Source organism: Rahnella sp. PAMC25617, from assembly GCF_050606005.1.
Lineage (GTDB): Bacteria > Pseudomonadota > Gammaproteobacteria > Enterobacterales > Enterobacteriaceae > Rahnella > Rahnella variigena.
Genome location: NZ_JBOCUM010000014.1, coordinates 96,052 through 108,664, shown reverse-complemented (window position 1 = coordinate 108,664; position 12,613 = coordinate 96,052). Strand labels below are relative to the sequence as shown.

The following is a 12,613-nucleotide window of genomic DNA, read 5'->3' as shown; positions in this document are numbered from 1 at the left end:
ATACGATGCACTGGCACTGTGGCGTAAGCGCCCGTGACATTTGTTTCATTTTTGTATCAGAAATCTCATTTCAGGATCAGCACGCATAAAAAAGCGCAGAAATATCTGCGCTTGATAAACGTGGTGCAACGGTTCTCTGTCCGTTATGTCTGATGCAACCGGTGCTTATGCCCTTTCATCAGGCTCAGCGACGCAGAAAAAGCGGCACCTTCATCCCCGGCCATAATGGCTTCGTAAATCCTCTTATGCTCATTCAGACACATGCCCCCTTCTTTTGAGGAATATTCAAAAAACCATTTGAATATAGTGGTCAGCACGTTGCCAAACGGCACATAAAAACAGTTACCGGAGGCAATAAAGATCATCCGGTGAAATTTGGTATCGATATCCACCCACTGCTCAGCATCAAAATTTTCAGCGACATGACACATCTGTCGGTAGATCCGCGAAAGTTCGATGCGCTGTTCTTTGCTGGCATTCACGGCGGCCAGCGCGGTAGCGTGCGGTTCAATGGCTTTGCGAAATTCCAGAAACTGGTGATAGATTTCTTCTGTCGCTTCCATGCCCTGCATCCATTCCAGCAACTGCGGATCCAGCATGTTCCACTGCGCGCGTTCTTTGACGCGGGTGCCGATTTTAGGCCGCGACTCCAGCAGCCCTTTGGAGGTCAGCAGTTTCAACGCCTCGCGCAGTGCGGTACGACTGACGCCAAACTGTTCGCCCAGCTCGATTTCACTTGGCAAAATGGCTCCCGACGCCAGTTCGCCCGACAGGATTTTACGTGCAATATCACGTGCGATATGGGTATTCAGGCCACGGGTCATGCCTGCGGCGGTTTCAAACTGCAACGTCATGCTCTTCCCTTTTTACTGTGCAGATTGCCGACATCATAGTTCAGGCGACGGCACGCTGCATGGGGCCGTTGCACTGAAACACCCAAACTGTGCGCTACGGCGCCATCTGACCGCCATTAACGTCTAATATCTGGCCGGTAATGTAACCGCTGCAGGCGTGCGAGGCGAAAAACAGGTAAGACGGTGCCAGTTCTTCCGCCGAACCGAAACGTCCCATCGCAATAGACCCGGCGATTTTCTCACGCACTTCTGCACTTTTATCCGCGTGAAACACAGTGTCGATAGTGCCCGGCGCGATAACATTGAAACGGATATTGTCTTTGGTGAATTCCTTCACCCAGTTACGGTGAACGTTGTGCAGCCAGGCTTTTGAGGCCGCGTACAGACTCGCTCCCGGCCCGCCGCCTTCACGTCCGGCAATGGAACCGGTGCTGATCACCGACGTGGTTTTACCGTTTTGCTTCGCCGCATGACGTAAATGCGGAATGGCGAATTTTGTGACCATCAGCGCCGAACGGGCATTCAAATCCATCACATGGTTATAAAAATCGTCGTCGATGTTTTCCAGCCCCTGACGCCCGCCAAGACCGCCGGCGTTATTAATCAGTACATCTATTCCGCCAAAACGTTCGACAAAGTTCGCCACCAGTGCTTCGCATTCGGCAGATTTCGTGACATCTGCGCCAAAGTACGCCACTTCGCCACCATTTTTAGCGATATCAGCCGCCAGTTTATCGAGGCTGGCATCATGACGATGGCCGTTAATCCCGACCTTTGCGCCCGCCGCCGCAAATGCCTGCGCCGCCGCCAGACCAATGCCTTTAGTTGAACCGGTAATCAAAACACGCTGACCTTTCAAATCGTTAAACATAATGACTCCTTTATGATTCAGGGATGTTCAGAGGTGAGACGGATTGCCACGCCACGCTGAACGCGTCTTCCGCTGCCGGTGCGGCACGGTTACTGATGCGAACGTTCAATGTGCGATTATTGGCAAAGTAAATATTCAGTTCAGTTTGCTCATCGTCATGGCTCACCACGATGATGCGTTCGGCCTTACTGCGCGCATTAACAGACGTTTCGGTGGCTTCGTCGAAAAAACCGTGGGTTTCAAATACGCTGGCAAAAATGGCATTCGTGCCGTGAGTACGCAGCAGTAATGCCGGTTCGCAGCGCAGGTTGAAATGTGGGTCGTTCGCACCGGTACGGGCGACAATCAGTTGGCCGCCTTCAGGGAAAGCGCTGACCAGCGTGCGGTAGCTGTCGCCGTCAAGCCAGCTGAACAGTGCCGAATCCCCCGCGGCGATTTCAGCGCGCCCGCCATCCCATAAGTGCTGATAACCGTGATCTTTGCCCAGGGGTTTCAGCTCGCCGGGCACCTCCAGGGTGACGTCTGTGCGGACAAACTGGCCGAGATGATGCAGACAATAATCGTAACCATGTGGCTGTGCGCTGGTCAGGCGGAAAACGTCCACCATCAGCGGTGATGAAAGTTCCGGCAGGCTGAGCATCAGCACCGTGCGTTGCTGGTCGACGCCCGGCGTGTAGTTTTTCAGCCGGGCGCTCATACCCTGTTTTTCCGGATTATCCGTCACGAAGAAATGCGGTTCGCCCCAGCGTTTTTCAGCCTCAAGGCTGTCACCGTGATTCTGGCTTTGCCCGTCCACCACCACGGTGTTGTGCGCGACAGTTTGCTTGCAGTAACTGTTATTTTCAGGGATGTATCGTCCGCCGAATTTCGGCTCGACGTTTACCCAGCGGCCAAAACCGTAATCACGCAGGAACTCACGTCCGCGGCTGAACAGGCTAAGATGCAGGCCGTCAAAGTGTCCGTGATTGAGTGCCGAATGCAGGCGCGGAATACTGCCGTGCTGGCCGTACCACATCAGCGCCATATCCTGATTTTCTGTGTTGCTCCGCAAAATACCGATGCCGCCCTGCGTCCCTTCGGGGCCATCACGTAGCTGGACGCTGCCCCACTTCACAGGCCGCGCGGGCGATTGCTGCAACGCATCGGATAATTCCAGCGCGGCGGCGCTGACCCAAACGGTGTGCTGTTGTTGGGCGACGGCAATCCACTGCGGATTGTGGCCGTAACGGGAGTAACAAACGCTGGCGGCGATTACCGCGCCATCATCACGGATGTTGATGGTTTTCGAGGAATCATTCAGCGCAGGCCAGGTTCCGTCGGGGAAAGCGGTCTGCATCAGGGCTTCACAGGTTTTCCTGATGATCTGCTCGCGGAACGTATAAATCTCCAGTTCCGGCTGGCGACGTTCGATGGCCTCACTCAGCAACAGCAGCGGGCGCAGCGCAAAACGGTGATAATACGGGCCTTCGATGTAATATCCGTCCGGGGAGAAAAGCTGTCTCAGCTGGGCAAAAAAACCGCCACTTTCACTGTTGCCTTGCAGTCCGTATAGCGCCTTTTCCACCAGCACTGAATCGCCCAGCACGTAACCGCTGATTGCCGCCGCCGCCACTGACCAGATGCCGTGGTTATGCACGATATCGAAATCTTTGGTATGCCGGTTCAGCGCGTCATCCGCCATCACCTGAAACAAGTTTGTTTCAATATTTTCCCTTTGAGTCTCGCTGAGCGCCGGGATCAGGCAGTGATAGCCTTCGACGGCGTACAGCCAGAACATGTTTTCATTCAGCGTCTGATGGAATAAACGGCCTGGCGAATTACTGTCTTTGCTGATGGCACTGCCCAGCGACGGATAAATCGCGGCATAACCGTTCAGCAGCGCCAGCGCATAATCCAGGTAACGCGGCTCACCGGTGATCAGATATAAACGCCCGGCCAGATTGATCCCCAGGTAGTTTTGTTTGTGCTGCGTATGCTCCGGCCCGCCCGCTTCGCCGTGACCGGGAATATTCAGCGGTTGCGCGAGCATTTGTTCCAGCGTGACGATGTGCGCCCGCAGCGCCGCGCCCAAAGGGGAATCCGCGTTAATCTGTTCACGCAGTTTCTCCGCTTCACTGACGCTTATCAGCAACGGCTGCCAGTCATTCATTTTTTATCCTCCGCCACCTGTGGAGCGACGTATCCCTTCGCAAAGGAAGGCAGTGAAAGCAACCACGTTTCTCTTTCAGCTTCCATGACTGCGCCGCGGGTAACGTCTTCGTGATAGCCGCCGGAAGCCGGTTTCACCGCTCGCGGCAGAGTGAATGTTGCGCTGCGAATTTGCTGCTCGTAGCGTTTCTCACCGGTGGCATTATCCGCCCAGGAAAGTAACGGCACCGGACGCACGCGGATCTGATCAAGTGATTTGTACGGCCACGGCAGCGCCGGATCGGTAAAGCGCGCCATGAAATCCAGCGATTTGAGCACACTGCCCCCCTGCAACGTGCGGTAATGCCACAGGTCGATACCATTTTTCTGCGCCAGCACCGCCATCATGCTGATCGCCTGCAAATTGAAATAGCTGTAATGAAACGATCGCGTCCGCGCCAGTTCAGCGGGCTGCGTGCCATCGGGTTTCAGCTGCACATCCAGCTTACTTTTCATCAGCTTCACCATATCGCCAATCACCGCTTTATCGCCCAGATACCACGCAATACCGGAAACCTGCGTCACATACCAGTTGCCGTGATTGTTCTCCGTGCGTCCTTCCTTTTTGGCGATTTTGCTGCCCTGCAACCACGTCAGATAATCCTGCATCCACGCGCGCATTTGCTGTTCGTCGTTGTCGGTCCACGCCGGATTACCCCGTAACAGAACCAGAGAATCCACAATCCGGGTCGAGAAATAGCGTCCATCCAGCACTCCGGCGTTGCGCCCGGGCGAGATACCCGGCACGCCCTGCGCGTAATTCAGATTCGGGTTCATTCGCGTTTGTGGGGTGATAAACCAGGTGCGCAGCAGGCTGGCAGCTTTATCCGCGTATTTCTGTTCGCCGGAGAAATACCAGGCCAGCGTCAGGTTCTGCACCCGTGCGGTGAAATCAGCCAGCCGCACGCCATCACTCTGATCATTTTTGCTTGCGGGATTCACATGACCGTCTTTACGGATCCACGGCAGGCCATCGGGTTTGCTGTCATCCGGCCACCAGTACGCGCTCAGGCTGAGATAATCATGTTTCGAACCGCCCGGCGGCGTCATACCTTTATCGGTCACACTCAGTTCAGGCTTTTTCAGCGCGGAATCCGCCGCCGCCAGCAGATGCTGATACGCGTCAGTGGTTTGTGGCGCGGCATTGTGGTCACGCAGTTGCTGGCGGACAACGGCCATCTGCGCCGGATTCAGAAATGCCGGTTCAGCGGCCAGTACGCCCGCAGAACCCGTTATCAGCGCCAGCAGCAGCGTTGCGCCGGTGGTCATGCTGTTCACCGTTCTTTTCACCTTTTTGCCCTGCATTAACTTCATGTTTTCTCCCGGCTCCGCGCCATTGTCCCGATGAGATCTCACGCTTTAGTCATACTAATAAAGCAATGAACTTTCAGTTTCGCCAGTCAGAATTGACTTAAAAACCCACATTAAGCCCGACAAGTGACCGAAATCACAATTTGATAACAAACTAAGCATTTCTTATTTGTCCGACTTTTAATTTCATTTCTCTCTTCTACGCTTGCTCAATACATAACCAAAAACACATAACCAAAAACATCTCACCCTACAAACGAGAGAGTCACGACAATGGATATCAACGTTCTGGTCATGATCGGTTACTTCGTCTTAATGATTGCCATCAGTTATGCGTTCAAAAAGATGGCCTCCGGCTCCTCCAGCCACTACTTTCGCGGCGGCGGGCGAATGCTCTGGTGGATGGTCGGCGCGACCGCCTTTATGATCCAGTTCAGCGCCTGGACATTCACCGGCGCGGCCGGACAGGCTTACCGCTACGGGTTCAACGTCGTCAGCGTGTTCGCCGGTAACGTGTTCGGCTATCTGGTCGCCTGGTGGTGGTTCGCCGCCCGCTTCCGTCAGTTACGGGTTGATACTGCCACAGAGGCGATTAACCATCGCTTCGGCAAAGGTAACGAACAATTTTTCACCTGGATGATTATCCCGCTGAGTATCCTCAGTGCGGGCGTGTGGCTGAACAGTCTGGCCGTGTTTGCCAGTGCAGTATTCCAGCATGACATTACGCTGACGTTATGGGTGACGGGCATCGTGGTGCTGGTGATTTCGCTGCTGAGCGGCGCGTGGGGCGTGGTGGCAAGTGACTTTGTGCAGACGCTGGTGGTGGCAATTATTTCCATCGCCTGCGCGGTGGTGGCGCTGTTTAAAGTCGGCGGCCCGGTGAAGCTGGTGACAGAATTCCCATCCGGGTTCTTTACCGGTCCGGATGTCGGCCCGCATTATATTTCACTGCTGGTAGCCTGCTTCCTGTTCTTCTTTATCAAGAACGTACAGAGCATCAATAACCTGCAAGATTCCTACCGTTTCCTGAATGCCAAAGACAGTTTTAATGCCAAAAAAGCGGCGCTGTTTGCGCTGGTACTGATGCTGGTGGGCACGATTATCTGGTTCATCCCGCCGTGGGCGGTGGCGATCCTTTATCCTGACGCGGCTACGGCACATCCGGAACTGGGCAAAAACGCCACCGATGCGGTGTATCTGATTTTCGCTGAACGCGCGATGCCAATGGGCACCGTCGGTCTGCTGATGGCTGGCTTGTTCGCCGCGACAATGTCATCGATGGACTGCGCGCTGAACCGCAACTCGGGGATTTTCGTGCGCAGCTTCTGGACGCCGATCATTAATCGTAACAGCGAGCGCAGCGATAAATACCAGCTGCGCGTGGGCCAGATTGCGTGCGTGGTGAATGGCGTGCTGGTCATTTTGGTGGCGCAATACATGCACACCATGCAGACCGTCAGCCTGTTCGACCTGATGATGAAAGTCGGCACACTGATGCAGGCACCGATTGTCGTGCCCCTGTTCCTCGGCGTGTTTATCCGTAAAACGCCTGACTGGGCGGCGTGGGTCACCGTGTTGTTTGGTTTATGCGTGTCTTACGTGGTCGCGAACTTGTTCACCGCGCCGGATGTCGCCCGTCTGCTGGGTATCACACTGACCAAACGCGAACTGCTGGACGTCGCCATCATGTGGAACATTTTTGCCCATCTGGTGTTTACCGGCGGCTTCTTCTGCCTGACGACGCTGTTTTATCGTGAGAACGCCTCGGCGAGAAATACCCAGCGTCAGCAGTTCTTTACCGATATGGAAACGCCGGTCTATGCCGACCATGAACAAGATGAGTTTGACCGGTTACAGCGCGATAAAATCGGCCGCATTTCGATGTACATGGGTGCGGGTCTACTGCTGATGGTGCTGGTGCCGAATCCGCTGTGGGGACGTATTTTATTCCTGTTGTGCGCCCTGTCCATTCTGCTTTTCGGCTGGATTTTACATCGCAGCGCAGAGAAAGGAATGAAAGCGGCACAGGCTGAAAAAGCATTGAAGAGGAATGTGGCGACGTCTCAGAGATAGCGCAAGTTACCCGCGATACCGGTCATAAAAAACCCGCTTTATCAGCGGGTTTTAATGTCAGACAAAAAAGAGAGCACCGGATTTACTTCGGAAGTTCTGTTACCTGTTTCACTTCAGTTTTGCTGATCTGCTGTTTCACACCGTTGGCATCGGTGTATTCCAGCAAGCCGGAATCGGCTTCTTTTGGTTTGCCGTCACTGATGATGGTTCGCGCATCATTCGTCTGGATGGCATAACTTGTGCGTGTACAGCCCGACAGCGCAGCGACACATAACACAGCTGCTAAGGGTAAAAGTAATGTCCTATTCATGATCTTCATGATCTTCTCCTTTCGTTATACGTTTCCGGATAAATCAGTTATCCAGTTCGCTCATGTTTTTAACCTGATCGCGATTAATCTGCTCGGTCTTGCCGGTTTCCGCATTGGTATAGGAGACCAGACCTGTATCGTCATCTACCTGAGGTTTCCCGTCCGTCACGATGGTTTTTCCGTCCGTCGTTTTAATAGCCTGATTCGATGCACAGCCTGCCACAAACAAAATTGAAACGGCGGCCAGCGATGCGGCGATTAGGTTATTCCTCTTCATACATTTCCTCCTGAAAGGGTTCTGACTTAACAATTAGCTTAGTAAGTATAGTCACTCTTTCGGGAGGCCTTGAAAAATAGGACAAACGGAAGTTTTTTGACTGTTTTATCAGCGACCTTTAAGGCGCTCGATGGCAAGTTGCAGCGCATCATTAGGCTCGCCAATGGCATCAACCGCCTCTTCCTGAGCGCGGCCCAGCCACAATGCCAGCCGCTCACGACTGATTTCCTGGCCGTTTTGCGCAAACATCAGACAGCACTCACCCACCATACGGCAGGCTTCCTCAAAGGCCATTTTTGAATTTTCCACCGCCACTCCCTTCAGCACCCAAAAAAAGACATACATTGTTTAACGGCAGAGTCAGGAAGAAGTTGCCCTTTTTTACCCAACCTTTACCATAATGCTTTCTGAGTTGTTGTTTACGGATGAGTACCAAACTCACTTCAGGCGACTGAGAACTGCCCCGATTCAGCTAAAAACCGCTTAAGAATATTCTGCATTAGTATCCATTATTCCTAAAAATACCTGTACAACTTTGTGCATCTTGTATAACTTTATAGTCACACAAGTAATCATTAACTACGCACACTTTAACAAGAGGATATGTCATGCGTCAGACCAAGCACGATGGATTGTCTCCGGAGGCCTCCCCTTCGTTATACGGTCAGGGCTTTTCTAAAGAGGAAACAATGGGACGCGTTGTGGTTGAAATTCTGGAAGCAGGCAAGAACCTTAATCGCAAGGCGTTGTGTTCAAAACTGTTGAATCGTGTTGAATCCGCTGGCAGCGAAGAAGAGGAAAAGCACTATATGAAGCTAATCCGTCTGGTTCTTGAGCGTGACTCATGATTTGTTGAGATTTAAGTAAAGATTGGCTTCATAGAATTTCGGTTTGACATATTATGCGGGCTTGATTAATTCATAGCCTACCAATACTTTATTCCCGATGTTGTAGTTCCTGGTGGTTTGAAGTAATAACTCTGAACCTGAAGCTAATCTGTCCAAGACCTTTGGTCAGCGTATATTCAGAGGCTGATAATATGTATAGAAGTAATGAAGAAAAGTTAACGGACAAGCTGATTGGTGAGGCAGTAATATCCTTACTTAAATCTAAAAGTCCAATTTCAATCGACAGACTCATTAAGCAGTTACAGTTTATGGCTGTAAATGCTGAGAACTTAACTCGAAAAAGCGCCCTGGAGCAGATCATAAATGAGATGCGCCACGATCAGGCTGATAAGCGTGCGCGTGTCAGTTATGAAGTACGGGACGTCGACAATGTACGACACTTTTTCAATACTGAAGGGCCGTCCGATGACCAGAAAAAACATTGATACATCAAACGAGTGTGCCGTGAGCCACAACGACTCGATGGTATCAAACTCATCTCAGTCGATGACAGACGCAGTCAATCAAACAGGGATTTTTCAACAATTTTCTAAAGTGAGCGAACTCTACTCCAGTGAAGCCGAAGTTCTGGGTGCCGCAATTCGTCTGATTCTGGCAAAGAAAGGTACGGTAACCCATAAAGCCATCATCATGCATCTGATCAATCAGCTTGAAACCACATCAGATGTTGTGCAACTGGATATTCTGCGCGGCGCACTGGAAATGGTCGTGGGCATGACGCCCGATGATGCCGGGTTCTGATCCCTGAACAAGGGTCTGCTCTATTATTCGCTTCGCGCTTAGTCTTAGTAGTCACAGACGGGCGCGGAATCTTTCAAATAACCGGTTCTGAAGAACAAAAGCGGGGAGTATCAAAATGCAAGATGTGTCTTATACTCATGTAACATTGGCTGATTATATTCTGGCAGAAGACCCTGAACTTCTGGTTGAAAACGAAACGGTCATCCGTCTTTATCAAAACTTAAAAAAACAAAAAGAAGTAGTTACTCATAAAGATATTATTCTTTGTCTGATTCAGAAGATTGAACAGGAAAGTGATGCAGGTAAGCAGGATGTCTACCTGGAAGCACTTGAATATGTTGTCTACCGCACACCTGATGATGATATTTTATAAATTAACAGCAACGTATTATGAAATGAGCCCGGCAAATATCATTTGCCGGGCTCATTCATTTATCACTTATGCGCTGATGACAAGTTCTCAGAGAGCCTGATTGCCCGACTGGTATTCATAGGTGACTTCCGGCCAGGTAATTACCGGCGTGCCCTTCAGTCTTGGCTCAGCAAATAATTCGCCCTGGAAATTACACACTCCTGCCGCATCCAGCCACATCCACTCTTCTGGTTTTTCAACACCTGTTGCGATGACTGAGACTTCTAACGAAGAGCAGAATCTGATAATTGCCTGAACGACGGCCTGTTTAGGTCCGCTGGTATGAATGTCACAAATCATATTGCGATCAATCATAATTTTGTCTGGCTGGCATTGAGTCAGCAGCAACAATCCGGCGGAACCTGCCCCGAAATCGTCAATTGCCAGACGCATTCCTGAAGCTTTCAGCTGTTTCATCGCGGTAGAAAACTTGTCTTCACGGGTAATGACGCCGTTCTCGGTGATGGCCACCACAATCTGTTCAGGAACCAGGCCACTTGCTGTGATGTCATTAACCAGAGACTCCACAGCATCTGGCACCATCACCAGTGTCATAGGCAAAAGTTTGATAGAAAGCGTTTTGTCGCTGATCCCCATTTTCTGCGCCATGGCAAAAGCCAGCTTTTTGGATTTGAGATCTGCCTCGTAGATTGTTGTTCCGGACAGCCGGGAGTAATACTCCATCGCTGAACCGCCTTCCGGCCCGCGTATTGTCGCCTCATAAGAGATTATCTCGCGGCTGAGCGGATCGACTATCGGCTGGAATGCAAAATTGTAGTCCTGCATTTCAGGAAAGATAAATTCTACTTCTGGTTTCAGGGACTCATCAGCGATGAAAGACCAGGAATCCGCAGGAAGGATTTCGAGATAATTTTCCTTCTCACGTGCCTGCACAAAAGTACATAAAAATTGCAGCGCCCTGTCTTCATAAGTGAGCTGATATTTAGACGTTCCTTTATCAAGCACCGCCTGAAGCACCTCATCTTCGTGATGATGTCTGAGGTCAAAAAGCTCCATACCGACATTGCCGAAACGGCGTGACTGCGCATAGTCGCGCATCAGAACCACCACGTTGTGATGCCGCTGATCTTTACAAATCTCACTGTAAAGGGCATCCACTGCCTCTTCCGCCCCTTCCAGCAGCTGGAAGAAGTGCATCCCGTCAAAAAGCAGGATCCCGGTAATGCCTAAAAGTTCATTGTTTACTTTGGCTTGAGACACCATTTCGACCAGTGAATCAGACTGTACATGTTCACTAATGTGGCTGCGGTAAACGAGGGTTAAAAGCATCGGGCTGTTCCAAAAGGATCTGGTTAAGACCATCAGGGTAGCAGAAATTTTCTGTATGGAAATATCCGAACCGATCATTTTAGCTTATGTTTCAGGGTAAAATTGGCGGCAATGCCCTTTAAAGCTAGCAATGTTAAGGATGGGGAAGATTTGTAAATCTCACTTTATTTGACCGGCAAATATTTGGCCTTTCTTTTGCTGCTCCTTTTCGCAATCAGCTTAGACGAGGGACAGCTATAAAACGCGCTGACATTCGGCGGCGTAATCCGTATCATACGCGCCACAACGCCGTCCGGGCGGAAGACATGAGCAGCGGCAGACAGAAATGTAAAATGCTGAACTCGCGCTATGTCGGCCAGCCCCTTCTGGTGCCCCCTTTTTGAGTCAGAGTTATTATTAATGTCAGAAATTCAATCAGTTGATAAAAAAGCTCAGTACAATCTGAACAAATTACAGAAACGCCTGCGTCGTGACGTGGGGAAAGCGATCGCCGATTTCGGCATGATCGAAGAAGGCGATCGCATTATGGTGTGTCTTTCCGGCGGGAAGGACAGCTACACCATGCTGGAAATTTTGCGCAATCTGCAACAAAGCGCACCGGTGAACTTCTCACTTATCGCGGTTAATCTGGATCAGAAGCAGCCAGGCTTCCCGGCGCACATCCTGCCGGAGTATCTGGAAACTCTGGGCGTGGAATACAAAATTGTCACCGAAGACACCTATTCCATCGTTAAAGATAAAATTCCGGAAGGCAAAACCACCTGTTCTCTGTGCTCACGTCTGCGTCGCGGGATTTTGTACCGCACCGCCACCGAACTGGGCTGTACCAAAATTGCACTCGGCCATCACCGTGATGACATTCTGCAAACTCTGTTCCTCAATATGTTCTATGGCGGCAAGCTGAAAGGCATGCCACCAAAACTGATGAGTGATGACGGCAAGCACATCGTGATCCGCCCGCTGGCGTACTGCCGCGAGAAAGATATCGAGCGTTTCGCGATTGCGCGCGAGTACCCGATCATCCCATGTAACCTGTGCGGTTCGCAGCCAAACCTGCAACGTCAGGTTATCGGCGACATGCTCAAAGACTGGGATAAAAAATATCCGGGACGCATCGAAACCATGTTCAGCGCGATGCAAAACGTGGTGCCTTCCCATCTCAATGACATGAATCTTTTTGATTTCAAAGGAATTAAACACGGTGGTGAAGTGATTGACGGCGGGGATCTGGCCTTTGATCGCGAAGATATTCCGATGCAGCCTGTCGGCTGGCAGCCGGAGGACGATGAAACCGTTGCGCCGGTTGAGCGTCTGAATGTGTTAGAAATTAAATAATTTCCACGTCTGCGCTTTGCATCTCGTAAGCCCGCTTTTAAGCG

At 51.2% G+C, this 12,613-nt stretch carries 14 protein-coding genes; 6 read left to right on the top strand and 8 right to left on the bottom strand.

The genetic code is table 11. The features are described 5' to 3' along the window. Positions 1-143: 143 nt before the first annotated feature. From ACM615_RS17785 to ACM615_RS17770, 4 genes are all read right to left on the bottom strand, one after another. Positions 144-854, bottom strand: a complete 711-nt coding sequence (locus ACM615_RS17785; protein ID WP_120162875.1) for a FadR/GntR family transcriptional regulator — start codon at positions 852-854, stop codon at positions 144-146. Between the two features lie 94 nt (positions 855-948). Then, entirely contained in the window at positions 949-1,725 is a 777-nt protein-coding gene (locus ACM615_RS17780; RefSeq protein ID WP_431012251.1) for an SDR family NAD(P)-dependent oxidoreductase, read from the bottom strand. Between the two features lie 10 nt (positions 1,726-1,735). Beyond that, positions 1,736-3,874, bottom strand: coding sequence for a heparinase II/III domain-containing protein (locus ACM615_RS17775; RefSeq protein ID WP_431012250.1), 2,139 nt, complete (start codon positions 3,872-3,874; stop codon positions 1,736-1,738). Next, the gene (locus tag ACM615_RS17770) at positions 3,871-5,226 is read right to left on the bottom strand and encodes an alginate lyase family protein (protein ID WP_431012249.1); all 1,356 of its coding nucleotides are present in this window, start codon (positions 5,224-5,226) and stop codon (positions 3,871-3,873) included. The genes ACM615_RS17775 and ACM615_RS17770 overlap by 4 nt, the downstream gene beginning before the upstream one ends. Positions 5,227-5,496: 270 nt before the next feature. On the opposite strand from ACM615_RS17770, the gene ACM615_RS17765 reads away from it, so the two are divergent. Further along, on the top strand, positions 5,497-7,296 hold the full coding sequence (locus tag ACM615_RS17765; protein ID WP_132964004.1) for a sodium:solute symporter family transporter: 1,800 nt from the start codon (positions 5,497-5,499) through the stop codon (positions 7,294-7,296). Positions 7,297-7,378: 82 nt separating this feature from the next. Here the strand turns inward: ACM615_RS17765 and ACM615_RS17760 are convergent, their stop codons facing one another. The 3 genes from ACM615_RS17760 to ACM615_RS17750 form a co-directional block, all read right to left on the bottom strand. After that, positions 7,379-7,606, bottom strand: a complete 228-nt coding sequence (locus ACM615_RS17760; RefSeq protein WP_112290154.1) for a YgdI/YgdR family lipoprotein — start codon at positions 7,604-7,606, stop codon at positions 7,379-7,381. A 43-nt stretch (positions 7,607-7,649) separates the two neighbouring features. Continuing rightward, a complete protein-coding gene (locus ACM615_RS17755; RefSeq protein ID WP_120162870.1) occupies positions 7,650-7,883 on the bottom strand; it encodes a YgdI/YgdR family lipoprotein in 234 nt (77 codons plus the stop codon). A gap of 108 nt (positions 7,884-7,991) precedes the next feature. After that, positions 7,992-8,192 (bottom strand): hypothetical protein, encoded by a 201-nt coding sequence (locus ACM615_RS17750; RefSeq protein WP_232829945.1) that lies wholly within the window; start codon positions 8,190-8,192, stop codon positions 7,992-7,994. Between the two features lie 299 nt (positions 8,193-8,491). Between ACM615_RS17750 and ycgZ the strand changes: the two genes are divergently transcribed. The 4 genes from ycgZ to ACM615_RS17730 all read left to right on the top strand — a co-directional run bounded on the left by ycgZ (position 8,492) and on the right by ACM615_RS17730 (position 9,905). Next, positions 8,492-8,731 carry a regulatory protein YcgZ gene (gene ycgZ, locus ACM615_RS17745; RefSeq protein WP_129638179.1) on the top strand — a complete coding sequence of 80 codons (240 nt, stop codon included), beginning with the start codon at positions 8,492-8,494 and terminating at the stop codon, positions 8,729-8,731. Between the two features lie 191 nt (positions 8,732-8,922). Next, positions 8,923-9,216, top strand: a complete 294-nt coding sequence (locus tag ACM615_RS17740; RefSeq protein ID WP_112290113.1) for a hypothetical protein — start codon at positions 8,923-8,925, stop codon at positions 9,214-9,216. Positions 9,217-9,235: 19 nt separating this feature from the next. Continuing rightward, on the top strand, positions 9,236-9,532 hold the full coding sequence (locus ACM615_RS17735) for a biofilm/acid-resistance regulator YmgB/AriR (protein WP_259275053.1): 297 nt from the start codon (positions 9,236-9,238) through the stop codon (positions 9,530-9,532). A gap of 115 nt (positions 9,533-9,647) precedes the next feature. Next, positions 9,648-9,905, top strand: a complete 258-nt coding sequence (locus ACM615_RS17730) for a biofilm development regulator YmgB/AriR family protein (protein ID WP_112290109.1) — start codon at positions 9,648-9,650, stop codon at positions 9,903-9,905. An 87-nt stretch (positions 9,906-9,992) separates the two neighbouring features. Here the strand turns inward: ACM615_RS17730 and ACM615_RS17725 are convergent, their stop codons facing one another. Next, a complete protein-coding gene (locus ACM615_RS17725; RefSeq protein WP_132964001.1) occupies positions 9,993-11,234 on the bottom strand; it encodes a diguanylate phosphodiesterase in 1,242 nt (413 codons plus the stop codon). A gap of 399 nt (positions 11,235-11,633) precedes the next feature. Here ACM615_RS17725 and ttcA point away from each other — a divergent pair, with 399 nt between their 5' ends. Beyond that, positions 11,634-12,569, top strand: coding sequence for a tRNA 2-thiocytidine(32) synthetase TtcA (ttcA, locus tag ACM615_RS17720; protein ID WP_120162891.1), 936 nt, complete (start codon positions 11,634-11,636; stop codon positions 12,567-12,569). Positions 12,570-12,613: the final 44 nt, after the last annotated feature.